General features: G+C 62.2%; 21 protein-coding genes. 10 read left to right on the top strand and 11 right to left on the bottom strand.

What is annotated here, in order from left to right; genetic code table 11:
* Nucleotides 1–2: 2 nt before the first annotated feature.
* From GR198_RS02815 to GR198_RS02845, 7 genes are read left to right on the top strand one after another with little or no spacing between them, the layout of a single operon-like run.
* Nucleotides 3–815, top strand: coding sequence for an ABC transporter ATP-binding protein (locus tag GR198_RS02815; protein ID WP_164050613.1), 813 nt, complete (start codon nt 3–5; stop codon nt 813–815).
* Nucleotides 812–1648 (top strand): ABC transporter permease, encoded by an 837-nt coding sequence (locus GR198_RS02820; protein ID WP_003548333.1) that lies wholly within the window; start codon nt 812–814, stop codon nt 1646–1648. The genes GR198_RS02815 and GR198_RS02820 overlap by 4 nt, the downstream gene beginning before the upstream one ends.
* A 26-nt stretch (nt 1649–1674) precedes the next feature.
* On the top strand, nt 1675–3033 hold the full coding sequence (locus GR198_RS02825; RefSeq protein WP_029872124.1) for an FAD-dependent oxidoreductase: 1359 nt from the start codon (nt 1675–1677) through the stop codon (nt 3031–3033).
* The gene (locus tag GR198_RS02830; protein ID WP_029872125.1) at nt 3030–4187 is read left to right on the top strand and encodes a CaiB/BaiF CoA transferase family protein; all 1158 of its coding nucleotides are present in this window, start codon (nt 3030–3032) and stop codon (nt 4185–4187) included. Before GR198_RS02825 ends, GR198_RS02830 begins: the two co-directional genes overlap by 4 nt.
* On the top strand, nt 4184–4960 hold the full coding sequence (locus tag GR198_RS02835; protein WP_029872126.1) for an enoyl-CoA hydratase-related protein: 777 nt from the start codon (nt 4184–4186) through the stop codon (nt 4958–4960). The genes GR198_RS02830 and GR198_RS02835 overlap by 4 nt, the downstream gene beginning before the upstream one ends.
* A 35-nt stretch (nt 4961–4995) precedes the next feature.
* Nucleotides 4996–5919, top strand: coding sequence for a LysR family transcriptional regulator (locus GR198_RS02840; RefSeq protein WP_003548341.1), 924 nt, complete (start codon nt 4996–4998; stop codon nt 5917–5919).
* 4 nt (nt 5920–5923) lie between these two features.
* Nucleotides 5924–7312, top strand: coding sequence for an amidohydrolase family protein (locus tag GR198_RS02845; RefSeq protein ID WP_029872127.1), 1389 nt, complete (start codon nt 5924–5926; stop codon nt 7310–7312).
* Nucleotides 7313–7429: 117 nt separating this feature from the next.
* Here the strand turns inward: GR198_RS02845 and GR198_RS02850 are convergent, their stop codons facing one another.
* From GR198_RS02850 to GR198_RS02880, 7 genes are all read right to left on the bottom strand, one after another.
* Nucleotides 7430–8320 (bottom strand): dihydrodipicolinate synthase family protein, encoded by an 891-nt coding sequence (locus GR198_RS02850; protein WP_029872128.1) that lies wholly within the window; start codon nt 8318–8320, stop codon nt 7430–7432.
* Between the two features lie 36 nt (nt 8321–8356).
* Nucleotides 8357–8683, bottom strand: a complete 327-nt coding sequence (gene fdxA / locus GR198_RS02855; protein ID WP_029872129.1) for a ferredoxin — start codon at nt 8681–8683, stop codon at nt 8357–8359.
* 269 nt (nt 8684–8952) lie between these two features.
* Nucleotides 8953–10002, bottom strand: a complete 1050-nt coding sequence (locus GR198_RS02860; protein ID WP_029872130.1) for a LacI family DNA-binding transcriptional regulator — start codon at nt 10000–10002, stop codon at nt 8953–8955.
* A gap of 131 nt (nt 10003–10133) precedes the next feature.
* Complete coding sequence (locus GR198_RS02865) at nt 10134–11174, bottom strand: LacI family DNA-binding transcriptional regulator (RefSeq protein WP_029872131.1); 1041 nt, start codon at nt 11172–11174, stop codon at nt 10134–10136.
* A gap of 160 nt (nt 11175–11334) precedes the next feature.
* A complete protein-coding gene (locus GR198_RS02870; RefSeq protein WP_029872132.1) occupies nt 11335–11649 on the bottom strand; it encodes a hypothetical protein in 315 nt (104 codons plus the stop codon).
* Between the two features lie 105 nt (nt 11650–11754).
* Nucleotides 11755–13653: an ABC transporter ATP-binding protein gene (locus GR198_RS02875; RefSeq protein WP_029872133.1), complete on the bottom strand. Its 1899-nt coding sequence runs from the start codon at nt 13651–13653 to the stop codon at nt 11755–11757.
* Nucleotides 13654–13743: 90 nt separating this feature from the next.
* Nucleotides 13744–15705 carry an ABC transporter ATP-binding protein gene (locus GR198_RS02880; RefSeq protein WP_029872134.1) on the bottom strand — a complete coding sequence of 654 codons (1962 nt, stop codon included), beginning with the start codon at nt 15703–15705 and terminating at the stop codon, nt 13744–13746.
* 121 nt (nt 15706–15826) lie between these two features.
* Here GR198_RS02880 and GR198_RS02885 point away from each other — a divergent pair, with 121 nt between their 5' ends.
* The 3 genes from GR198_RS02885 to GR198_RS02895 all read left to right on the top strand — a co-directional run bounded on the left by GR198_RS02885 (nt 15827) and on the right by GR198_RS02895 (nt 20200).
* Nucleotides 15827–16444, top strand: a complete 618-nt coding sequence (locus GR198_RS02885) for a flavodoxin family protein (RefSeq protein WP_029872135.1) — start codon at nt 15827–15829, stop codon at nt 16442–16444.
* Between the two features lie 352 nt (nt 16445–16796).
* Nucleotides 16797–18203 carry an FAD/NAD(P)-binding protein gene (locus GR198_RS02890; RefSeq protein ID WP_029872136.1) on the top strand — a complete coding sequence of 469 codons (1407 nt, stop codon included), beginning with the start codon at nt 16797–16799 and terminating at the stop codon, nt 18201–18203.
* 68 nt (nt 18204–18271) lie between these two features.
* On the top strand, nt 18272–20200 hold the full coding sequence (locus GR198_RS02895) for a hybrid sensor histidine kinase/response regulator (RefSeq protein WP_029872137.1): 1929 nt from the start codon (nt 18272–18274) through the stop codon (nt 20198–20200).
* 6 nt (nt 20201–20206) lie between these two features.
* Here GR198_RS02895 and GR198_RS02900 read toward each other — a convergent pair whose 3' ends face one another.
* From GR198_RS02900 to cyoB, 4 genes are read right to left on the bottom strand one after another with little or no spacing between them, the layout of a single operon-like run.
* Nucleotides 20207–20998, bottom strand: coding sequence for an SURF1 family protein (locus GR198_RS02900; protein WP_029872138.1), 792 nt, complete (start codon nt 20996–20998; stop codon nt 20207–20209).
* Nucleotides 20995–21396 carry a cytochrome o ubiquinol oxidase subunit IV gene (gene cyoD / locus GR198_RS02905; protein ID WP_017991919.1) on the bottom strand — a complete coding sequence of 134 codons (402 nt, stop codon included), beginning with the start codon at nt 21394–21396 and terminating at the stop codon, nt 20995–20997. Before cyoD ends, GR198_RS02900 begins: the two co-directional genes overlap by 4 nt.
* Nucleotides 21393–22013 carry a cytochrome o ubiquinol oxidase subunit III gene (gene cyoC / locus GR198_RS02910; protein ID WP_029872139.1) on the bottom strand — a complete coding sequence of 207 codons (621 nt, stop codon included), beginning with the start codon at nt 22011–22013 and terminating at the stop codon, nt 21393–21395. The genes cyoD and cyoC overlap by 4 nt, the downstream gene beginning before the upstream one ends.
* A 5-nt stretch (nt 22014–22018) precedes the next feature.
* Nucleotides 22019–24022, bottom strand: a complete 2004-nt coding sequence (gene cyoB, locus GR198_RS02915; protein ID WP_029872140.1) for a cytochrome o ubiquinol oxidase subunit I — start codon at nt 24020–24022, stop codon at nt 22019–22021.
* Nucleotides 24023–24059: the final 37 nt, after the last annotated feature.

Raw genomic sequence — 24059 nt, forward strand, 5'->3', positions numbered from 1 at the left:
CCATGACTGCCGCCGCCACCGTCAAACGGCCCGATGCGTTATCAAACGTACCGCCGCTCGCCGTATCCGTCGCCAATCTGGATGTCCACTTCGGTGACAAGGACAATCAGATTGCTGCTCTTTCCAATGTGTCGGTGAACATTCCCGAGGGGGCGTTCGTGACGATGCTTGGCCCTTCGGGTTGCGGAAAATCGACCCTGCTGCGCTGTATCGCCGATCTCGTGCATATCAGCGGCGGTTCGATCTCGGTGCTCGGGCGCTCGCCACGCGAGGCACGAGAAGGACGCGATTTCGCCTTCGTGTTCCAGGACGCCACTCTGTTGCCCTGGCGCAGCGTCATCGACAATGTCCGCCTGCCGATCGAGGTCGGCAAGCATGCGGCAGGCTCCTTTGCAGACCCGGCGGAGCTGCTGGCGATGGTCGGGCTCAAGGGACGTGAGACTGCCCTGCCGCATGAGCTTTCCGGCGGTATGCGCCAGCGCGTCGCCATCGCGCGGGCGCTGGTCACGCGGCCGCGCATCCTGCTAATGGACGAGCCGTTCGGCGCGCTCGACGAAATCACCCGCGACAAGCTGAACGAGGAATTGCTGCGGCTCTGGCAGGAGACGGGCACGACGATCCTCTTTGTCACTCACTCCATCCCCGAAGCAGCCTTCCTTGGCCAGCATGTGCTGATGCTTCAGGCGCATCCCGGCCGTGTGAAGGAGTTCATGAAGGTCGACCTTCCCTATCCGCGTTCGCTCGCCATGAGAGACACGGTGGAATTCATTCAGGTGACGGCGCATCTGCGCGCTCTGCTGGAGGAATGCCTATGAGCAACGTGGTCTCTTCCGAAGCGCGTTCCGCGCCAGCATCCACCCCGCGCAAGGTCGCGATCCTCGACGCCACCATAGGCACCCTGTCGAGAAATCTGCCGGCGATCCTGGCTGGACTCGGCCTCGTCGTGCTCTGGCAAGTGGTGATCTGGATCTTCAAGATCCCGACCTTCATGGCGCCGAGCCCGGCCGACGTCGTGCTCGCCTTTCGCGACAATGCCGCAACGCTGTGGCGGAATTTCCTGCCGACGCTGCTCGAAGCCACCCTCGGCTTTCTGTTCGGAAACCTCGTCGCCATCCTGCTGGCTGTCTGGTTCGTGCATAGCACGACGGCGGAAAAGGCATTTTACCCGATCGCCGTCTTCATCAAGGCGATCCCGATCATCGCACTTGCGCCGATCCTCGTGTTGATCTTCGGCAATGGACTGGCGCCAAAGATCATCATCGCCGGTCTGATCTGCTTCTTTCCGACGCTGGTCAACATGGTCCAGGGGCTGCGGGCGGCAAGTCCCGCCATGCTCGACCTGATGCGGGTTCTGTCCGCCACCAATTCGGAGATCCTCTGGAAAGTGCGGTTTCCGAGCTCGTTGCCCTTCCTGTTCGCCGCCTTGAAGATCGCCGCAACCAGCAGCGTCATGGGGGCGATCGTCGCAGAATGGATCGGTTCGAGTTTCGGTCTCGGCGCCCTGATCATCGAGGCCACCTATAATTTCCGCTCGCCGCTTCTCTACGCGACCGTTGTGATCGCAGCCCTTCTGGCGGTGGTCCTCTTCGCCCTGGTCTCGGTCGTCGAGACGAAGGTCGTGCGCTGGAAGCCGGCCGGATCGCATTGAGCACGCGCAACCAGGAGAAAACGACAATGATTGAGACAATCCATCAGCCTGCGCGCGACATCAAAGTGGTCGATCGCTCCGACGTCGTCGTGGTCGGTGGCGGCCCAGCCGGGATCTCGGCGGCAGTGTCGGCGGCCCGCAACGGTGCGAGCGTGACATTGCTGGAGCGCTATCCCTATGTCGGCGGTCTTGCTGCCGGCGGCATGGTGCTCGTGCTCGACGATATGATCAACGAGCTCGAAATCACCGTGCGCGGCATCTGCATGGAAATGATCGAGCGCATGAAGCTCTGGGGTCTGTGCGTCACGCCGACCGACCGCGACCGCCTGATCGAATTCCGCGATACGCCGGAAGCCTGGCAGCGCTGGGCGCGCTGGGGACTGTTCGACTTTCACACGCCGTCCATGCCGCATCCGATATGCTTTTCCGCAGCCTTCGACCCCGACGCCTTCAAGCGTGCCTCCTACGACATTCTGGCTCTTGCTGGCGTCAAGCTCAGAACCCATAGCTGGTTCTCCTCCGCGATCGTCGAGGACAGGACGATCAAGGGTGTGATCTGCCAGACCAAGGCGGGCATGGAAGCAATCCTAGGTGATGTGGTCATCGATACCACGGGCGATCTTGATGTCGCCGCCAGTGCCGGTGCCTCGCATATCGAATCCAATTTTATCCTGACGACGGTTTCGCGTTGGGGCGGTATCGACACGGATGCGGCCGAGCGGTTCGAGCGTGAAGATCCGGAAGCCTTCAAGCTGGTGGATCACGAAGCCAAGCGTCTCATCGGCGGTTGCTGGTCTTTCTGGTGGCTGAAGACGCCACTGCCGGGCGTCGTCTGGCTCAACTGCCCGCATATGCCGAAGCTGAGCGGCCTCAAGGTCGAGGACTTGACGCGGGCAGAATTGGAAGGCCGCGCGCGTATCGCTCGACTGCTGGACTTCGCGCGAGAGAAAATGCCGGGCTTCGAAAATGCCTATGTCGTCGATTTCGCGCCGCAGACCGGCGTGCGCCAGACACGGCAGCTGGAAGGCGACTATGTCGTGACGAAGGACGATGTCATGAGCCGGCGGCACTTCGCCGACACGGTCTGCCGTGGCCGCGACTACTACACGCCTTACCGGGCAATGCTGCCGAAGGAGATCGATCAGTTGATCGTCGCTGGCCGTCATTACTCGGCAACGCCGCAGGCGCAGAAATCCAGCCGCGAAATTCCGCCCTGCATGGCCATGGGTGAGGCAGCAGGCGTTGCCGCTGTCGTCGCACTCAATGCCGGCACGACCGTGCGCAAGGCCGACATCAAGGCAATTCAGAAACAGATGCGGGCGCAGGGGGCCGATCCCGGCGACGTACCATCCGAAAACGCTACCTATCTGGAGGCCGCAGAATGACCATTCTCCCCCTCGACGGCATTCGCGTCATCGATTTCACTCAAGTCATGCTCGGCCCCTCCTGCACCCAGGTGCTGGCCGATTATGGCGCCGAAGTCATCAAGATCGAAAAGCTTCGTATCGGTGATCTCTCCCGTTGGTCGCTCGGCTCCGATCCGGATGGCCTGAACAACCCGGTCTTCTGCTCGTTGAACCGCAACAAGAAGAGCCTGGCACTCGACCTGAAGCAGCCTGAGGCGCGCGAAACCGTGCTCACATTGCTCGAGACGGCCGATGTCGTCGTCAACAACTTCCGTCCCGGTGTCATGGAGCGCATGGGCTTCGGCTTCGAGGACCTGAAGAAGATCAACAAGAAACTGATTTATGCGGTTGGCACCGGCTTCGGCCTGACCGGCCCCTACCAGCACAAGGGTGGACAGGACGTGCTGGCGCAGGCCGTATCGGGCGTCATGCGCCGCAAGTCGGACAGCAGCCACCCGACTTCGATCTATGCCACGCCGCTTGCCGATTATTCCGCCGGCATGCATCTGGTTCAGGGCATCCTCCTGGCGCTCCTGCAGCGCGACAAGACCGGCGAAGGCCAGCAGGTCGCCGTCAGCCTTTATAACTCCATGCTCGCCATGCAGATGCAGGAAGGTACGACCCATCTGATGCGCCAGAAGGATCTCAATTGGGGTGCTTTCCCGCTGACAGGCGTGTTCGAAACCACTGACGGTGCCATCGTCATGGTCGGCGCGTTCAAGCAGAACCCGCTTCAGGATATCTGCAACGCGCTTGAGATCGAGGATCTGTCGCAGTACCCGCATTACAAGGATTTCGACGCGCAGATGGCGCGGCGGCCGGAGCTACAAAGGATCTTCCACGACAATTTCGCGAAAAACACCACGGCGCATTGGCTGCAGCGCCTGGAGGACGTCGACATCCTCTGCGCGCCTGTCCGCTCCCTGCCGGAAGCGCTGAAGGACGAGCAGACGATCATCAACAAGATGATCCTGGAGGCAGGCGAGACGGCAGCCGGCCCGATCCGCCTCATCGGCTCGCCGATCGACATGTCGGCGGCTGAGGTCGCGGTGCGCATTTCGCCGCCGCAGCTCGGCCAGCACAATGACGAGATCCTCGGCTCTCTCGGCAGGCTGCAGGGAAATGCGGCATGAGTGTCGGGTTTTCCGTCGCAGATCGTGTCGCCCGCGTCACCCTGGACCGTCCCGAGCGCATGAATGCGGTGGATGCCGCGACGGAGCAGGAGCTGGAGACGATCTGGCGCGAGATCGAAGCGCGAGACGATATCAGCTGCGTCGTCCTGACCGGAGCCGGGGAAAGAGCCTTTTGCGCCGGCGCCGATCTGAAGGGCGGGAGCGGTAGCTCCGGCCTCGATTATTGGGCGGCGAGCCGGGTGAACGGCTTCGGCGGGCTGGCGTTTCGCCGGTCTCTCGATGTGCCTGTCATCGCCCGCGTCAACGGCTTTGCACTCGGTGGCGGCTTCGAGATGGTGCTCGGTTGCGACATCGTCATTGCCGCGGAAACGGCTCGTTTCGGCCTGCCGGAAGCCCGCGTTGGGCGCATGCCGCTGGATGGCGGCATGGTGCTCTTGCAACGAAAGATCGCCTTCAACCGGGCGATGGCCGTCATGCTGACCGGCCGGCAGTTCGGCGCCGCCGAGATGGCGGGGTTCGGGGTTGTCAACGAGGTGGTTCCGGCGATCGAGCTGGATGCGGCCGTCGATCGCTGGGTTGCCGATATCGTTGCCTGCGCGCCGCTGTCGCTGCGCGCGATCAAGCAGACGGTGAACCGGACCGGCCATCTGAGCCCCGCAGAGGCACAGGCCTTGCGGACGCCGGCGCTGGTCAAGGCGCTGCAAAGCGAGGATGCGCTGGAGGGCGTCGCCGCCTTCCAGCAGAAACGGGCGCCCGTTTGGCGGGGACGATGAGCATGGTATAGCTTCCGGCATATCGAGGGGCTCTCATGCACGCTAGTATCTTGAAATATTTCGCTGAAGTCGCGCGTTCAGGGTCGATCCGCAAGGCATCGGACGAACTGCATGTGGCGACCTCGGCCGTCAGCCGGCAGATCAAGAAGCTGGAGGACGAGCTTGGAGCACCGCTGTTTGAACGTTTCTCCGACGGCCTGCGATTGACGGCGGCCGGCGAGATCGTGCTGAAGCATGCCAAGGACACGCTGCTGAAATACGAGATCATGAAATCCGATCTCGGCGACCTTCAGGGCAAGTGCGCCGGCCGAGTCCATATTGCCTCCCTCGATAGTCTCGCCATCCAGTTCCTGCCGGAATTCGTCATGGGCTTCCACCGGCGGCATCCGGCGGTCGATTTTCGTATTCGCTACGACAATTACACCAGCATTTTCCATTTCCTGGCCGACGGTGACGCCGATATCGGCGTCACCTTCGATCTTGCCCGGCCGCATGACATCAAGCTGGTCTATGGCGTTCCGATGCCGCTGATGGCGATGGTATCGCGTAATCATCCACTGGCGCGGCAGAAATCCGTCACGCTGCAGGAATGCGCGCAGTTCAAGCTGCTGCTGCAGCTCGACAATGAGGTCATGAGCTCGATGATCGCCGTCGAGCTCGGTGCGCTCAACCGTGTCGGCCGTACGGTGGTGGCGACCAACAATCAGATGATGCTGAAGCCGCTGATCCTGTCTGGTGAGGGGGTCGCCTTCTTCACGCCGCTTGGCCTTCTGGAAGAGCTTGAGGCCGGAGAAGTCGTCGCTTTGCCGATTGCCGGTTCGCGATTGCACGATCTGCAGGTCGGCATCGTCGTGCCGCGTCATCGCCAGCTTACCCACGCAACCGAGGTGGTGATCGAGTCGATGAGCGTCGAGCTGAAGAAGTTCAGCGACAAAATCCAGACTGTGATCCAGAGGTAAGAAGATGACCCCATCAGCCCAGTTGCTGCTTCGCCCTGGCCATCAGCCTGCGGAACGTTTTGATGGCGCCGCACGGTTTCCGGTTGCGCGAAGCGTGCTTGCCGCGCTCGGCCCGGGCGATCTGGTGATGCCGTCACCCGTCAACGCCCATGACCACGGATATGGTATCCGTACGCTCGACTTCGGCGTCGTCGACGAAGCTCTTGAGGTCTGGATTCCGGGCATGCGCCTGCGGCCGCGAACCGATGCCTATCTGGAGGCGCTGGTGGCGTTCGCGCGCCTGGCGCAAACCGGTGTGGGCGCGACGATGCATTGCCACAATTCGCTGAATATCAATCGGCTCGGTGATGAAGCCGCCGCCGTCATCCGTGCCGCGGGGGAAGTCGGCATTCGCCTAGGATTGTCCTGTCCGCTGCTCGATTTCGACCCTTGGGCCTATGGCGGCGGGCCGGAGAAGTTGAAGCCATTGCTGAGCGAGGACGACTGGCAGGCTCTGTCGCCGAGCATCCCGGCCTATGCGCCGGTCGCCGAACAGATCGCCGCCGTCGACGCGGTGGCGGCGGCAAATTCCAATCCGATGGTCGATGTTCAATACGGGCCGGTCGGTCCACAATGGTGTTCCAACGCCCTGCTTGAGGCGATCGCCGAAGCATCTGGAGTCAACGGCCGGCGCATCCACATGCATCTTCTGGAAAGCCCCCGGCAGCGACAATGGCTGGATCGCCGTTTTCCGCAGGGTGTCGTCCGCTACCTCGATGAGATCGGTTTCCTGTCGTCGCGGCTGGCGGTTGCCCATGGCGTGCAGTTGCAGCCGGCGGAATGTGAGCTTCTGGCGGAAAGGGGTGTGCAGCTCGTCAGCAATCCCTCGGCCAATCTGCGTCTGCGCTCCGGCGTTGCGCCGATTTCGCTCGTGGCAGAGAAAGGGCCGGCTCTTGCCATTGGCCTCGACGGGTCAGGTTTCGACGACGATCAGGATCTCTGGCGCGAAATGCGACTTATCCACCTGCTGCATGGCGGACGCGAGCTCAATCGCCGGTTCACCGCCGACCGGATTTTCGATGCCGCCATTCACATCGGCGCCAAGGTGCTCAACGCACCGGCCGGCCAGGATTTCGTGGTGATCGATTATGATGCCCTGACGGCAGACAGCTTGTTTGACGATATCGATGAGGCCGAGATGCTGTTGACCCGCATGACATCAGCCCAGGCCAAGGGGCTATTCGTCGGCGGGCGCGAGATCATGAGGGACGGTCGCTTGACCACTGTCGATTTTGATGGAGCGCGGCGGGAACTGCGCGAGCAGGCAAGGGCCGATTTGCCCCGCCTCCAGCGCGAACGGCAGCTTGCCGGGAGTCTGTCGGCTGCAATCCGCAGCTACTATTCTCGGTGGTGAGAAGGTCGGGTATCTAAAGCGCGTCGCGATCTGTCAGATTCGCTCCTCGCGCTTTCGGTCTTTGTTTTTACGCATGTCGTTAGCGCAAAACCGCTGCCCACTTTTGCGCGACATGCTTTAGCCTGCGCTCGTCAACTCGGCGGCGATCGTGTCCAGCGCGTCCAGGCTTGCCGCTTCAGCGATTTTCAGGTTCGGTGGCAATACATTGCCCCATACCGCATGGCCCGTCCGCTTGCCGACGAGATATTTGACCGCCGGAATGAGCGGGTGAGCGGCGATCGCCTGCCTGAGGTTTCCGACTCTATCGAGAGTCGCGTGATCGCTCTGGTTCTTCCATAGCCGTGCCGAGGATTGCGGGTCGATATTGATGGTTGCCGAAATACAGCCGGCGAAATTATCCTTTTCCGCCTCGGCAAGAGCTGCCTCGTTGCTCGGGAAGACGGCAAAGCCGGGAATTTGTGCGAGCTTACGGGCATAGTCCAGATTGCCTGAACTATCCTTTGCGCCGCGGATGCGCTCGGGAAACATTTGGATGAGTTTTGCTGCCAGGGCGGGTGAGAACTCGATGCCTGTCAACTGCGGGAAGTTGTAGAGATACAGGCTGATAGGCGTTTCGGCTGTCTCTCGAATGACTTCGGCGAACCAGGCAAAAAGCCCCTCATCCTGGACCGGCTTGTAGTAGTAAGGCGGCAGGACGAGCGCGGCGGCATAACCCAGCTCGCAAGCCTGCCGTGTCAAGGCGATCGTCGTTTCAAGATCGGGCGTTCCGGTGCCCACCATCATCCTGCCGCCGTCGAGGCCCTTTGCGGCGGCGGCCATGAGCGCGCTTCTTTGCACGGAGGAGAGCGCGTTAGCCTCGCCCGTCGTTCCCAGCACATTGAGAAGATCGCATCCTTCCGCCAGGCACCAGCGGCCGTGTTCAAGGAAAGCATCCACATCGACGGTTCTGTTTTCGGTGAAGGGGGTAGGTACGGCTGCGACGACGCCACCGATCTTTGCTGCTGTCATGTCGATTTCCGTTCTCGATCGAGAGGCCTGTCTCAATCAGGCTCTTTCATAGGCGACGACGAGCGGGTGATCGCGATTGGTCGTATGGTTTTTGTCCCAGCCGCCGGGCGAGCCCCAGTTGGTGACGTCGGGGCCGAAGAAGTCCTGATTGACGGCTTTGAACTGCACCCTGTCGTGCGGAATTTCCTCGTCCCATGAAATGGCATCGACCGGACAGACCGACAGGCACAGGCCGCAATTGATGCACTCGCCTGGGTGTATGTAGAACATCCGTCCGCCTTCGTAGATGCAGTCCACGGGACAGGCGACCGTGCAATCGCCATCCTTAACGTCGATACAGGGATCGGTAATGACATAGGCCATCCGGCCGCACCTCAATCTTGACTTGAGACGAGTATGTCAAAGGATGGCGTTGCGAAAAAGCGCCGATTTTCGATGTTTTGATTGCCGAAAAGGCAACGCGACAGCGTTGCGGCCAGCGGCACCGCGCGCACCGAAGCCGAAGTCGCCTTTGCAGCAAGCCGCAGCTGGGGTGATGGCTAAGTATCCGGCGTAGGTAGCAGGATGCGATACATCATTGGGATTGGTAAGTAGCGCCGGTGCTGATCATGCCTGACGGTGTGCGGACGATATCATGCTCTATTTCTTTGATTGAGCGTGAAAGCGTCGCTTTCGCCTGGAACGAGTTCCAGCGGCCAGATCCTGTTTCGGGCGCCCTGCGGATAATGATCGGCATAGGCCGGCATGGTGGCGAGCAGGGTTTCGCCGAGCTGCGCGCCGAGATCGCGTAGCGACATGCGGAAGGATGTCAGCGTCGGCTGCAGGAAATGCGTGCGCGGCTCCTCGCGGAAACCGACGACGGCGAGGTCGCGGCCGGGCACGATGCCGGCCTCGGCGAGCCGGCGGTAAAGCCCGATCGCCATCAGCTCGTGGATCAGGATGATCGCCGTCGGCCGCTCTTCGATCATCAGCAATTCGTGGCCGGCCTGATAACCGCCCTGTTCGCTCGACTTGACCCGGATGACGAGGGCCGGGTCGAAGGCTATACCGTGCCGTTCAAGCGCCTGGCGGTAGGCGTCGAGGAAGACGTAGCCGAGATTGATGTCGGAGGAGGGGGCGGCCACCGCGATCCGCCGGTGACCTCTGGCGACCAGCCGGTCGACGCCGCGCGCCGCCACGCCCTCGAAATCGAGGTCCATCCAGGTGTAGCTGCCGCCCGACGCGCTGCGGCCAAGCGCCACGAAGGGGATACGGGCCTTTTCCAGAAGCTCGATACGCCTATCGGTGCGCCGTGTCGCCGAGATGATCAGCGCATCGACAAGCCGGCGCGCCACCATGCGCTTCAGATATTCATGCGGGTCCTCGTCATCGGGGCAGGGCAGCATGACGAGATCGAGCTTGTGACGGGAAAAGACGCTCTGCAGCCCGTCGGTGACGCCAAGGAAGAAGTCGTCGCTGTTTTCGACCGTCTCGCGGCTCACTTCGAGCATCAGCCCGATGACGTTGGTCATGCCCTGGCGAAGGCTGCGGCCCGATTGGTTGGCGACGTAACCGAGCTCCTCGGCGGCGGCGAGCACGCGCCGGCGCGTTTCGTCGTTGACGTCGGGCTTGCCGTTCAGTGCACGGGATACGGTCCCGATCGAAATGTCGAGATGCTCGGCGAGCTGGCGAATTCCCTTCATCTCCGGCGATGTTCCTCCCCAATGCATGTCGCCCAAAACTGTGCAGCGGTTTTGGGGTAACGACATGCGTCAAATAAAGCGTCAGCCCTTCTTGCCACAGGATGGCGCCTGCGAAAAGCCGTGGAGGAGGGTCAGGGTCTGAAGCTCTGTCGGATGACGAGCTCCGGAATGACGCGTTCGTAACCCGGCGGTAAACCCGGGTTTTCAAGCCGCCGCTCCATCAGTTTGACGGCGCGCTGCGCCATGGTCTGCGGATCCTGGCGGAAGGTAGTCAGCCGGTAGCTCAGCCAGGAGGATTCCGGCACGTCGTCGAAGCCGATGACGGCGACATCCTCGGGGATGCGCAGCCGCGTTTCCAGGCGTACGACATCCATCAGTCCGAAAGCGATCTGGTCGTTGGCGCAGAAGACTGCGTCGGGCTTTATTGCCTGCGAGAAGAGCGCGCGTGCGGCGGTGACGCCGCCGTCATAGTCGGAATCGCCGCCGCGTCCGACGACGACGGAGACACCGAGCGATTCGGCCGTCGACAGGAAGGCGCTTTCGCGCTCGATGATGGAAGGCGTTCCAGTGTTGGAGCCGACGACCGCCAGCCGCCGTCTGCCGCTTTCGAAAAAGGCCGTCGCCGCCTTGCGGGAGGCCTCGAAGTTGCCGGCGCGCACATGGTCGGCGTCGGGTTCCGAACGGCCGATCACGACGAGCGGCTGGCCATTTCGCTGCGCGAGTTCGAAGAAACTCGCCGGCGGCGAGCCGGACAGGATGATGATCGCCTCGGCACGGTGGCCGATCAGCATCTTCTGGGCAGCAAGCAGCTCGTCTTCCGTCTGGCCGGTGTTGATGAGAATCGGGATGCTGCCGCGTTTGATCAGGCATTTGGCAAGCGCTGCGGCCAGATGGGCGCGAAAACCCACTTCCGGCCGGGTCGCGACGATGCCGACCAGGCGGCTCTGGTTGGCAAGCACGCCGCGCGCCAGGTCGTTGACGTGGTAGCCGAGTTCTTGCGCCGCCTGCAGCACCTTCTCGCGCGTTGCAGGCGCTACGCTGGTGCCCGGCGTGAAGGTACGCGACACGGCGGAGCGCGAAACGCCCGCCAATTGCGCCACCTGCTCGGCGCTGACGAAGCGCATGCGCTCTTTTTTTGGCGTCTTGCCGCCGTTCATTGGACCATCATTCATCGGCTCTCAGCTATTGCTTGTCTCTGACATCAGGATGACAGCCGGCCGCATGGCAACCGTAATTTTTTGCAGAGAAAAGCCGAGGCTGCGCGGGAGCAACCTCGGCCGAGAGACAAAAGCAGCGGCGATGGGATCAACGCCGCTGCCAAAGGTTCAGTGTTTACTCGCAGACCCGCACGGTTTCGGCGTGGTAGCCGCCGTCATAGCGGTTGCGAACGTCGCGGTCCTCATACCAGCATCTCGGCTGGGGTTCGACATAGCGGGGGCTCTCCACATAACGAGGGCCTTCATCAACGTAGCGAGGGCCGCCATTGGCGATTGCGCCGCCGATCAGGCCGCCGACGACGCCTGCGGCAACGCCGCCGGCGATGATTCGGCCAGTATTGTCGTGATGGCGATCACGCGCGGCAGCTGGCTGAATGGCCGATCCAACAAGGGCCGTTGCGATCAACAGGCTGCTAATAACTCTCTTCATAACATTCTCCTCAATGGCACTTGTCCCCCGATAGGAAATAAATGCGGCAGCAAGGCGTTTGTTCGTTCAAACTTTGCGACAGGCATTAATGCATGTCGCCTGAGATCACGTCGCCGACTCCGCTGCCGTCGTCTCTTCCAGCACATCTTCGGGAATGTCGTCGAAGGAGGAATAGTTCAGATTGTAGAGCTTGGAATAGAGCTTGCCGTTCTTCATCAGCTGGCGGTGGTCGCCGCTTTCGATGATTTCGCCGTTCTGCAGCACGATGATGCGGTCCGCCTCGCGGATCGTCGCGAGGCGATGGGCGATGACGAGGCCGGTGCGGTTTTCGAGCAGCTTCACCAGCGCCTTCTGGATCAGCATCTCGGTATAGCTGTCGATATTGGCCGTCGCCTCGTCGAGCACGAGGATCTTCGCGTCCGCAACCAATGCGCGGGCGAAGCTCAAAAGCTGGCGCTGGCCAAGCGAAAGGTTGCCGCCGCGCTCGCCGAGGACACTATCGTAACCATCGGGCAGGCGCATCACGAAATCATGCGCGCCGACGGCTTTGGCCGCCTCGATCACCTGCTCGCGCGTCGCCTCCAGCTTGTGGTAGCGGATGTTTTCGAAGACGGTGCCGGTAAAGAGGAAGGGTTCCTGCAGCACCATGGCGATCTGCGCTCCGAGCGAATCCTGCGTCAGATCACGCACATCATCGCCGCCGACCAGCACCTGGCCCTGTTGCACGTCGTAGAAGCGATGGATCAGCGACATGCAGCTCGATTTGCCGGACCCCGTCGGCCCGACCAGCGCCACCGTCTCGCCGGGATTGACCTTGAAGCTGACGTGCTTCAGCACCGGATGTTTCGGATTGTAGCCGAAGACGACGTCCTTGAATTCCACCGATCCGTCCATGTCGCGCGACAAGGCCTTGGCATCGGGCGCGTCCTTGATGTCGACAGGCACGTCGAGCACTTCGGTCAGCCGCTGGCCCGACGCCATGGCGCGCTGCATCACCGAATATTGCAGGGTCAGCGAACGGATTGGGTCGAAGAAGCGCTGGATGTAGAAAAGGAAGGCGACGAGCACGCCGACATCGAGTGCCTGATTGAGAACGCGGGCGCCGCCGACGACGATGACGAGCGCCATCGCCACGCCGGTCAGGCTGTCGACGATCGGCACCATCACCTGCGCGTAGCGCGCCGCCGTCAGATGCGTCTTGAGGTTGGCATGCGCCTTGTCGTCGTAAAGTGTGAAGTTGACGCCCTGCCTATCCATGCTCTGGACGGCACGCACCCCGTGGATCGCTTCGGCAAGCGCACCATTCGCGACCGAATTGGTCTCGTGCGCGGCCATGAAGGATTTGCGCGCCAGCGGCAGCCAGAACAGCCGGACGATGAACAGCACCGGCAGCACCGAGAGCGTCAGCAGCCCCAATTTGAAATCGAGATAGAGCATCACGAAGACGATGCCGAAGAGCAGCACGATGTCGCCGACTGACAGCACCGAGGTTTCGAGGAATTCCTGCATTGAGTTGACGTCGCCCTGCAGGCGCGACATCAGCCGGCCGACTTCGGTCTTGTCCATGAAGGACAGCGAGACGCGCTGGAGATGCGAAAACATCGCCTTGCGGATATCGAAGAGCACGTCTTCCGCCACGCCGCCGACCAGCGTTTCCTGCGCATAGCTTGCCACATAATTGATTGATATGGCGATGGTGAAGGCGACGATCGACCACACCAGTGCCGAATGGTTGCCGCCCGGCGACATGCCGTGGTCGATGGCATAGCGGATGATCAGGGGGATGGTGAGCTGCATCATCGTGAAGGTCAGAACGGCGACGACCGACCACAGAACCTGGCGGCGATAGGGGTGAACGAAAACCCAGATGCGCTTGACGATATTGCCGTCGAAGGCCTTGCCGAACATCTCCTCCTCGACGCGATGTGAACCGACCACCGCTCGCGGCGGGCGGCGTCCATCCTCGCGAACGTCGGGACGCTCGGTTTCCAGTTCCTCGGCCATGCCATTCCTCCCGCGGCCATCACGTCCGGTGGCCTGCATAGTATTGCTTGTCCGCTCTTCTCCCCGGGGGCAGAAGAAGGGAATTCATTGCTAGGCGCTCAAGACCTCGTCGCCCGGCCGCACTTGCAGGTCGTAGAGCGCCTTGTAGCGCCCGCCGAGCGAAAGCAGCGCTTCATGCGTTCCGCGCTCGACGATCCGGCCGTCCTCGACGAACAGGATCTGGTCGGCATGCATCAGCGAGCTCAGGCGGTGGGCGACGACGATCGTCACGCGGTCGGCGGCATAGCGGCGCATGGCGCCGCGGATGCGCTGTTCGGTGGCGGCGTCGATTGCCGCCGTCGAATCGTCGAACACCATCACCGCCGGTTTCAGCATCAGCGCACGGGCGATCGAAAGACGCTGCCGCTGGCCGCCGGACAGCGAAACGCCGCGTTCGCCGACGACGGTGCCGTAGCCCGTGGGCAGGCCGAGCACGTAATTGTGCAGCTGGGCACTTTCACTGGCGCGTTCGATGCGGCCTTCCTTCGCCCACGGGTCGCCATAGGCGATGTTGTTTTCGATCGTCGTCGTGAACAGGAAGGAATCCTGCTGCACGACGGCGACCGCCCGGCGCAGCGATTGCAGCGTCGCCTTGCGGATGTCCTGGCCGTCGATCGTGATCTTACCGCCGCTGACGTCGTAGAAGCGGGGAATGAGATGGGCGATCGTCGACTTGCCACTGCCCGGAGGCCCGACGATGCCGATCGTCTGGCCGCGCCTGGCTTCGAAGGATACATCGTCGAGCACGGTGCGTTTTTCAGAGCCCGGATAGGAGAAGCTGACATTCTCGAAGCGCAGCACGCCGTCCGTCACCGCCAATTCCTTGGCATCCGGCGCATCCTTGATCGCGATGTCGAGGTCGAGCAGGGCAAAGAGGCGCGAGCCGCAGGTGGAGGCGCGGGCAAAGGCATTGACCATCAGGCCGAGCTGGCGCACCGGCATCTGCAGGATGGTCATGAAGGTCAGGAACGAGGCCAGCGTGCCGACGGTGATTTCGCCCGACATCACCTTGCCGCCGCCGACCCAGAGCACCAGGCCCATCGCCACGAAGAAGGAGAAGGTCATGGCGCTGGTGTTGGTAACGCGGATGCCGACGCGCTGGTGGGCGAGCGCCAGCGCGCTCTTCGACGCCGCCTCGAATTTCGAAATCTCGTGTTCGTGGGCGGCAAAGGCGCGCACGACGCGAATGCCGCCGAGATTTTCCTCCATGATGCGGGTCAGCACCGAAAGCCGCTCCTGCAGGTCGAGCCAGGTGGCGCGTAGCTTGAGTTGCGTCACCGACGAGCGCCAGCCGACGAAGGGCACGAAACTCAGCGCCAGGAGACCGAGCACGACATCGGTCGACAGCAGCATATGGGCGCCGATGCCGATCAGGATCGACAGCAGGATCATCCGGACGAGCGCGGTGGAAAAATACATGCGCACGCCTTCGAGATCGAGCAGGCCGACGGTGATCAGGTCGCCGGAATGCACGGTGTCATGAAAGCTGAAAGAGAGCCGCTGGATCTTTTCGTAGCAGGCCAGCCGCAACTCGTAGCCGATGTGATGGCCGACGGCTTCGCTGTAATAGTTCTGAACCATGGTGAAGAGGCCGCGCAGCACGCTGGCGCCGAGCAGCAGCAATGCCGTGGTCAGAAGCGCGTCTTGCGCCGCCTGGCCCGCCGCACCGCCGCTCATCGCCATCTGCGTGTGGTCGACGGCCTGGCCGAGAAGGCGCGGGATCATCAGCTGGAAGGTGGAGGCCACAAGCGTGGCGCCGATCGCAAAGCCGGATTGCCAGGGGTGGCGGAAGGCCATCATGGTGATACGCACCAAGGTGAAGAGGCCTCGGCCCCAGCCTGCCGCAGTTGCAAGCGCCATCGAAGCCGAAGGCTTCGTCGCGCGTATTAACGCATCGCTGCTCACGGTATTTTTTCCAATAGATGTGTGGTCGGACGCTGGCCCGAAAAGACGGCAAATCCATGAAGGGATTGATAGCACCTTCACTTTTGCCGATTCCATTTGGGGGTTCAAGTAAAGAATTCACCAGTTGGTTATTTTTACGTGAGGTCTCCTCGCATCCGGGCGGAACAATCTGCGCGCGAACGGATTGCAGCAGGCGAACGCCAACCGCCGACCGGTGCCGGAGAGACCCATGCCGCTCAAAGCCCTCGCCCTCAACGCCACGCTGAAGACCAGCGACGCCAAGGATGCGTCCTCGACCGACCGGATGATCGGACTGATCGACAAGGCGATGTCCGCGCACGGCGTCGTCACTGAAGTGCTTCGGCTCGCCGATTTCAACGTCAAGCCGGGCGTCACCTCGGACGAAGGCGCCGGCGATGACTGGCCCGATATTCGCGCCAAGGTGCTCTCCGCCGATATCCTGCTGATGGCGACGCCTATCTGGCTCGGTCAGCCATCCAGTGTCTGCAAGCGGGCGCTGGAGCGCATGGACGCCTTCCTCGAGGAGACCGACGATCAAGGACGCATGGTCTCCTATGGCAGGGTCGCGGCCGTTGCCGTCGTCGGCAATGAGGACGGCGCCCATCATGTGTCGGCCGAGCTCTTCCAGGCGCTGAACGACGTCGGCTTCACCATTCCGGCCAATGCGGTCGCCTATTGGGTCGGCGAGGCAATGGGTTCCACCAATTTCGTCGATCTCGACAAGGTGCCGAAGGTCGTGACCAAAGCCGTCGACATGCTGGCGCGCAACACGGTGCATCTGGCCGGCCTGCTGAAGGCAAAACAATATCCGGGTGAGGGTAGTTGAGGTCGTTGCCCACCCGACATTTTCAAGATTAATTCGCGGTTCGGTGAGCACAGGTCGGCCAAGCTTTCGCGGAATACGTCTAAATTATGTTTTATTTCAATAGTTTGAAGAGATGTGGCAACAAACCTCTTGCCACCTGCGCCATTTAGCGCTTTCATACACTACTAGTTTGATAGACTATGGACGAGTGTGATTGCTCCGCTAGTTCTGTTGCGGGGCCGCTGGTTCGGACCCCGATGCCGCGGCAGGTGTTGTGAATGGCCGCATGAACCTCATCAACGCGTGAACCGCTGTTATATGCGTTGAAACCTCGATCGACCCAGGGTGCGGATGAAGCCGCAAAGGAGTTGCGATGACGGTTCAGGGACTTTTTTCCGCCAGAGCCAATGCGGCGGCGCAGATATCGGCCGTACCGCGCATTGCGATCGTCGGGCGCGGCTTTTCCGGCATGATGACGGCCATCGCCTTGATGAAGACGGTGCGCGCGCCCTTCCACCTGCAGCTGTTCGATCCGAATTCGTCGGTCAGCGGTGGGCAGGCGCTGGCTTCGGCCCGTTCCTCGACGATCCTCAACACTCGCGTGCGCGATCTCTCGGTCTCGGTCGGCGACAACGACGATTTCAACGACTGGCTCTGCAGCAATGCCGCCTTCCGCGCCGCCGTGCCGGCCGCCATTCCCGGATTCCGGCAGATTTTCGTGCCGAAGGAAATCTTCAGCGATTATGTCTACCAGCGCTTTTCGGAAGCACTCGCCGCGCGCAGGGACATCACCGTCCAGGTCTGCAACGATCCGGTCGTGGCGATCCGCAGGAGCCACGGCAACCGCTTCCTGCTCGAAAGCGCCAATCCCGCCAATCCGCTGTTCGATACCGTCATCCTCGCCACCGGCTACGGCCTGACGGCGCCGGATGCCGGCGGTGAGGACGCTTCGCCGGTCCGGGCCCAGCGCCTCGTCGCGCGGCCGCATGCGGTGCTGCTCGGCAGCGGCATCCGCGTCGTCGATCAGCTGCTGCAGCTGCGCGATTCCGGTTACACGGGCCAGGTGACGATCATTTCAAGGCGCGGCTTCCTGCCCCAGAGCCATACGCCGAATTCCGCCGATCCGGTCTTCCCGGCCGAAACGCTGCCGCAGAGCCTGCCGGAGATCGTGCGCTTCATCCGTGAAGCCTGTCGCGAGGCCGAAGAAACGGGACGAAGCTGGCAATCGGTGATGAACGGCCTCAGAAAACATGCCCGCTCGCTCTGGCGCTCGCTGCCGGCCCGCGACAAGCATCAGTTCAACCGCCATCTCAGGGCAATCTACGACAGCCATCGCAACCGCCTGCCGGAGGCCATGCACCTGCGCCTGAAACGTGAGCTCGCCGAAGGCCGCACGGTGCTGCGCCGCGGCCAGGCCGGCCGCCGGGGCCTGAGCGGCCTGTTCTTCACGCCGGCCGGTTCCACCGCCGAAGAGGTCATCCATGCCGAGCGCATCATCGATTGCCGCTGCCAGGCGCCTGATCTTTCAGCGCCCTTGATGCAGAGCCTGCTTTCCGCCGGCCTCGCCATGCCGGACGAGCTCTCGCTGGGGCTCGCGGTCAACGCGCGCGGCGAGCCCTTCCTCGAGGACGGATCGACGGTCGCCGGGCTGTTTGCCGTCGGCCCGCTCGGTCTCGGCAGCCTGCCCGATATCGATCTCGTGCCGGAGATCGTCTCGCAGGCCTATGCCGCTGCCGAGCGTGTCAGCGAGCGGTTCTACCCGCAGGTCAAGGCCGTCTGAAATTCGGGCCGTTTCGGAACCATCCGCCCGCTGCTGCGTTATAAAGCGCTGGTGACTCCGAGGGGCCGATGGAAGTGCTTAATCGACATGACACGTCTCTTGACGAGGAGGGACGCTTTCGCCTTCTGGTCGATGCCATCACCGACTACGCCATCTATATGCTGAGCCCCGAGGGCATCGTCACCAGCTGGAATACCGGCGCCCAGCGCTTCAAGGGTTACAAGCCTCCCGAAATTCTCGGCGAGCATTTTTCCCGTTTCTATCTGGAAGAGGACCGCGCCGCGGGACTACCGGCGCGCGCGCTGGCCACGGCGGCGGAGCACGGTCGCTTCGAGGGAGAAGGCTGGCGCCAGCGCAAGGATGGCAGCCGCTTCTGGGCGCATGTGATCATCGATCCGATCCGTCGTCCTTCCGGCGAGCTCATCGGCTATGCCAAGATCACCCGCGACCTGACCGAACGCCGAGCCGCTGAACAGGCGATCCGCCAGAGCGAGGAACAGTTCCGCCGGCTGGTCCAGGGCGTCTCCGACTATGCGATCTACATGCTCGATCCCGGCGGCAATGTCAGCAGTTGGAATTTCGGCGCCGAGCGTATCAAGGGCTATCGGCCGCAAGAAATCATCGGCCGGCATTTTTCGACCTTCTATACTCCCGAGGATCGCGAAGCCGGCGTTCCGGAAAAAGCGCTCGGCATCGCGCGCGCCGAGGGCCGCTTCGAGCGGGAAGGCTGGCGCGTTCGCAAGGACGGCACCCGTTTTTGGGCCAGCGTCGTCATCGACGCCATCCGGGACGAGGAAGGCGATGTGCTCGGTTTTGCGAAGATCACCCGCGATATCACCGAGAAGATGGAGACCCAGCGGGCACTGGAGCAGGCGCGCGAAGAGCTCTTCCAGTCGCAGAAGATGGAGGCGATCGGTCAATTGACCGGCGGTATCGCCCATGATTTCAACAATCTGCTGATGGCTGTGCTCGGCAGTCTCGAAATTCTGAAGAAACGCATGCCGCAGGATCTCTCGCTGACATCGCTGGTCGACAACGCCATGCAGGGCGCCCAGCGGGGTGCCGCGCTGACGCAGCGCATGCTGGCCTTTTCCCGCCGGCAGGAACTGCACATGGAGCCGATCGACGTCTCCGGCCTGGTCCGCGGCATGATGGATATGCTGAGCCGTTCGCTCGGCCCGCTCACCGTGATCAAGACCTCTTTCCCCGTCAGGCTGCCGACGATCATGACCGATCCGAACCAGCTGGAGATGGCGATCCTGAACCTCGTCGTCAACGCCCGCGATGCAATGCCCTCGGGTGGCCGGATCATGCTTCGCGCGTCCGAGGAATCGCTGCCGTCAGGCAAAAACCCGCTGCCGCCCGGCCGTTATGTCCGTATCGCGGTGATCGACGAAGGCGAGGGCATGGATGCCAAGACGCTGGAGCAGGCCATCACGCCGTTCTTCACCACCAAGGGCGTCGGCAAGGGCACCGGTCTCGGCCTTTCCATGGTGCAGGGCCTTGCGTCCCAGTCCGGCGGTCGCCTGATGATGAAGAGCAGCCTCGGCGAAGGCACGACGGTCGAATTGTGGTTCCCGGTCGCAAGCGTCGAACAGACGACCGAGTCCACCGCCGAGCGGCCGCGGCAGGAGGAAAACGCGACGCCCCGGCTGCGCATCGTCGCCGTCGATGACGATGGTCTGGTCCTGATGAATACGACGCTGATGCTGGAGGATCTCGGCCATACCGTGTTCGAGGCGATGGCGGGCCCCGAGGCGCTGGACATCCTGCGCAAGGAGCAGGTCGACCTGGTGATCTGCGACCATGCCATGCCGCGCATGACGGGCGCGCAGCTCGCCCAGGCGATCCGCAGCGAATGGCCCGACATGCCGATCATCCTCGCGACCGGTTACGCCGAGATCCCCGAAGGCGCCGGCATCGTCGACCTGCCCCGCCTCGGCAAACCCTTTTCGCAGGCGCAGCTCGCCGAGGCGATCAGCCGGATCGCTTCATAGGAATGATCACCGCCGCATCATGCGAGTTGCCCTCTCGCCGCGAAGAATGAAGAGGAGCAATGCCAGCACCATCGCCGCCAGCCCGTACCAGGTGATCGCGTAGAGGAGATGGTTGTTGGGGAAGGCGATGATCGTCAGGCCGCCGACGGGCAGACCGCCCGGGTTGGCCATGGCATCGGCATCGATGAAATAAGGCGCTGGCGCACTGACGCCGCGCTTTTCAGCGATCGCCGCGACATCGCGCGAATACCAGCGGTCGGCGGCGACGTCGTTCGATTGCAGCAGCGATCCCTTCGGCTCCGTCATCCGCATCAGCCCGGTGATCTCGACCGGGCCTGATGGTTGCCCCTCGCGCCGCGTGGCCGGGTCGCGCCTGTCGGTCGGCACGAAGCCGCGATTGACGAGGATTGATGTCCCATCGGCAAGCGTCAGCGGCACCATCATCCAATAACCCGGACCGAGCGCGGTCGAGGCATAGACCAGCGTTTCCTTGTCGTTCGCCAGCGTTCCGACCGCGGTCACCCGCCGATATTCGTCATCGGTGGCATTGACCTTTTTCCAGTCGGCCTGTGCAGGCGCCGGCACGGGTGGCGCACGCACACGCTGGTCGACTCGGGCCACGAGATCGCGTTTCCAGGCAAGGCGCTCGACCTGCCAGGTGCCGAGTGCGGCGAGTGCTGCGGCAAGCAGCACCAGACAGACGGTGAAGATCGCGCGTTTTACCCGATAATGCCGTCCAGCCGATTTTTCCGAGGGAGCCTGCGGGTGACGCTGCCGCCGCCCCTTCGTGACCGTCACGGCATGTTCTTCATCATCTCGGGGCTCATCGGCATCATATTGGTGTTGAGATGATGCATGACCCAGAGCGAACCGGAGAGCGCGATGGCGACGATGATGAGGGTGAAGATCAGCGCCATGATCGTCCAGCCACCCTCGCTCCTGGTATTCATGTGCAGGAAGAACACCATATGGACGACGATCTGGATCGCGCCGAGGCCCATCACCAGCACCGCCGTCAGCACGGGGCTCGCGAAGACGCCGGCCATGACCAGCCAGAAGGGAATGGCGGTCAGGATGACGGAGAGCACGAAGCCCGTCATGTAGCTGCGGAACGTGCCATGGCCGGCCTGATGGCCGTGGCTGTGGCCGTGGTGTGCCTCGTGGGCATCCTCATGTGCGGGTGCTTGCGAAATCATCCGAGAACTCCCAGCAGATAGACGAAGGAAAAGACGCCGATCCAGACGACGTCGAGGAAGTGCCAGAACATCGAGAGGCACATCAGGCGGCGGCGGTTGGCCTCGATCAGCCCGTGCATCGACACCTGCACCATCAGGGTGATCAGCCAGATGATGCCGAAGGTGACATGCAGCCCGTGAGTGCCGACGAGCGTGAAGAAGGAGGAGAGGAAGGCGCTGCGCGTCGGCCCGGCGCCTTCATGGATCAGGTGGACGAACTCGTAGAGTTCGAGCCCGATGAAGGCCGCGCCGAACAAGCCGGTCACGCCAAGCCAGAACAGCGTTTCCGCCTTCGCGTTCCGCTCCATCTGCAGCATGGCGAAGCCGTAGGTGATCGAGGAGAAGAGCAGCATCGAGGTATTCAGGGCAACGATCGGCAGATCGAAGAGATCGGCGGGCGAGGGGCCCGCGGCATAATTGCGGCCGAGCACGCCGTGCGTTGCAAACAGCACGGCGAAGATCAGGCAGTCGCTCATCAGGTAGAGCCAGAAGCCGAGATTGGTGCTGTTCTCAGGATGAAGGTCTTCCGTCAGGTAGAATTCAGGCTTTTCGGCCGTGTCGATAGTCTGATCGCTCATGGTCATCACACCTGCTCGGCAAGCAACGCGGTGCGCTTGCCTTCCGTTTCGGTCACCTCTTCGGCGGGGATGTGGAAGTCACGTCTGTAGTTGAAGGTATGGCCGATCGCGACCACCAGCATGGCGGCGAAGGAGACGACCACCAGCCACCACATATACCAGATCAGGCCGAAGGCGAGGGCGACGCTGATGGCCGACAGGATCGCGCCGGTGCCGGTATTCTTCGGCATATGGATCGGCCGGAAGCCTTCCAGCGGACGCGCATAACCGCGGTTCTTCATGTCGTACCAGCTGTCATGATCGTGCACCACCGGCGTGAAGGCGAAGTTGTAATCCGGCGGCGGCGAGGAGGTCGACCATTCCAGCGTGCGGCCGTCCCAGGGATCGCCGCTGTCGTCGCGCAATTCCTCGCGTTTCATGAAGCTGACGACGATCTGGATCAGGAAGGCGGCGATGCCAAGCGCGATCAGGCCGACGCCGAAGGCGGCGATGATGAACCAGATCTGCAGTGACGGATCTTCGAATTGGCTGACGCGGCGGGTGACACCCATCAGGCCGAGCACATAGAGCGGCATGAAGGCGAACCAGAAGCCGATCTGCCAGAACCAGAAGCTCATCTTGCCCCAGAAGGGATCGAGCTTGAAGCCGAAGGCCTTCGGGAACCAATAGTTCACGCCGGCGAACATGCCGAAGAGAACGCCGCCGATGATGACGTTGTGGAAGTGGGCGATGAGGAACAGCGAATTGTGCAGCACGAAGTCGGCCGGCGGCACGGCAAGCATGACGCCGGTCATGCCGCCGATGACGAAGGTCACCATGAAGCCGACCGTCCACAGCATCGGCACCTCAAAGCGGATGCGACCGCGATACATGGTGAAGAGCCAGTTGAAAATCTTCGCCCCGGTCGGGATGGAGATGATCATCGTGGTGATGCCGAAGAAGGAATTGACGCTGGCGCCCGAGCCCATGGTGAAGAAGTGGTGCAGCCAGACGATGTAGGAGAGAATCATGATCACGCAGGTCGCGTAGACCATGGAGGCGTAGCCGAACAGGCGTTTGCCGGAGAAGGTGGCGACGACTTCCGAGAAGATGCCGAAGGCCGGCAGCACAAGAATGTAGACCTCCGGATGACCCCAGATCCAGATGAGGTTGATGTACATCATCGGATTGCCGCCGAGGTCGTTGGTAAAGAAGTTCGTGCCGGCGTAGCGGTCGAGCGACAGAAGCGCCAGCGTTGCCGTCAGGATCGGGAAGGAGGCGACGATCAGCACGTTGGTGCAAAGCGCCGTCCAGGTGAAGACCGGCATCTTCATGAAGGTCATGCCCGGCGCACGCATCTTGACGATGGTGGCGATCAGGTTGATGCCCGAAAGCGTCGTTCCCACGCCGGCCACCTGCAGGCCCCAGATATAATAGTCGACGCCGACGCCCGGACTGTAGGCCGCGCCCGACAGCGGCGGGTAGGCGAGCCAGCCGGTCTGGGCGAATTCGCCGATGAACAGCGACAGCATGATGATGATCGCGCCGGCGGTGGTCATCCAGAAGGAGAAGTTGTTGAGGAAGGGGAAGGAGACGTCGCGCGCGCCGATCTGCAGCGGCACCACGAAGTTCATCAGACCGGTGACGAAGGGCATCGCCACGAAGAAGATCATGATGACGCCGTGGGCGGTGAAGACCTGGTCGTAATGGTGCGGCGGCAGATAGCCCTCCGAACCGTTAAAGGCGATCGCCTGCTGGATGCGCATCAGGATCGCGTCGGAGAAGCCGCGCAGCAGCATGATGACGGCCAGGATCACATACATGATGCCGATCTTCTTGTGATCGACGCTGCAGATCCAGTCACGCCAGAGCGGGCCCCAGAACTTGAAATAGGTGATGATGCCGAGCACCGCGATGGCGCCGATGACGACGCCTATGAAGGTCACGACCAGGATCGGCTCGTGATAGGGGATGGCATCGAGGGTCAACCGGCCGAAGACGAACTTCAGGAGGTCAGGATTGGAAAACATGGAACAACCCGTTCATTATGTCTTGCGACGCAAAGCG

It is taken from the genome of Rhizobium leguminosarum (assembly GCF_010668065.1).
GTDB lineage: Bacteria > Pseudomonadota > Alphaproteobacteria > Rhizobiales > Rhizobiaceae > Rhizobium > Rhizobium leguminosarum_S.

Coding starts and splice junctions, on each gene's coding strand:
- GR198_RS02890 (WP_029872136.1), top strand. CDS start 16,797: ATGACGGTTCAGGGACTTTTTTCCGCCAGAGCCAATGCGGCGGCGCAG.
- GR198_RS02835 (WP_029872126.1), top strand. CDS start 4,184: ATGAGTGTCGGGTTTTCCGTCGCAGATCGTGTCGCCCGCGTCACCCTG.
- GR198_RS02830 (WP_029872125.1), top strand. CDS start 3,030: ATGACCATTCTCCCCCTCGACGGCATTCGCGTCATCGATTTCACTCAA.
- GR198_RS02870 (WP_029872132.1), bottom strand. CDS start 11,649: ATGAAGAGAGTTATTAGCAGCCTGTTGATCGCAACGGCCCTTGTTGGA.
- GR198_RS02850 (WP_029872128.1), bottom strand. CDS start 8,320: ATGACAGCAGCAAAGATCGGTGGCGTCGTCGCAGCCGTACCTACCCCC.
- cyoD (WP_017991919.1), bottom strand. CDS start 21,396: ATGATTTCGCAAGCACCCGCACATGAGGATGCCCACGAGGCACACCAC.
- fdxA (WP_029872129.1), bottom strand. CDS start 8,683: ATGGCCTATGTCATTACCGATCCCTGTATCGACGTTAAGGATGGCGAT.
- GR198_RS02840 (WP_003548341.1), top strand. CDS start 4,996: ATGCACGCTAGTATCTTGAAATATTTCGCTGAAGTCGCGCGTTCAGGG.
- GR198_RS02825 (WP_029872124.1), top strand. CDS start 1,675: ATGATTGAGACAATCCATCAGCCTGCGCGCGACATCAAAGTGGTCGAT.
- cyoC (WP_029872139.1), bottom strand. CDS start 22,013: ATGAGCGATCAGACTATCGACACGGCCGAAAAGCCTGAATTCTACCTG.
- GR198_RS02885 (WP_029872135.1), top strand. CDS start 15,827: ATGCCGCTCAAAGCCCTCGCCCTCAACGCCACGCTGAAGACCAGCGAC.
- GR198_RS02875 (WP_029872133.1), bottom strand. CDS start 13,653: ATGGCCGAGGAACTGGAAACCGAGCGTCCCGACGTTCGCGAGGATGGA.
- GR198_RS02845 (WP_029872127.1), top strand. CDS start 5,924: ATGACCCCATCAGCCCAGTTGCTGCTTCGCCCTGGCCATCAGCCTGCG.
- cyoB (WP_029872140.1), bottom strand. CDS start 24,022: ATGTTTTCCAATCCTGACCTCCTGAAGTTCGTCTTCGGCCGGTTGACC.
- GR198_RS02895 (WP_029872137.1), top strand. CDS start 18,272: ATGGAAGTGCTTAATCGACATGACACGTCTCTTGACGAGGAGGGACGC.
- GR198_RS02815 (WP_164050613.1), top strand. CDS start 3: ATGACTGCCGCCGCCACCGTCAAACGGCCCGATGCGTTATCAAACGTA.
- GR198_RS02860 (WP_029872130.1), bottom strand. CDS start 10,002: ATGAAGGGAATTCGCCAGCTCGCCGAGCATCTCGACATTTCGATCGGG.
- GR198_RS02865 (WP_029872131.1), bottom strand. CDS start 11,174: ATGAATGATGGTCCAATGAACGGCGGCAAGACGCCAAAAAAAGAGCGC.
- GR198_RS02820 (WP_003548333.1), top strand. CDS start 812: ATGAGCAACGTGGTCTCTTCCGAAGCGCGTTCCGCGCCAGCATCCACC.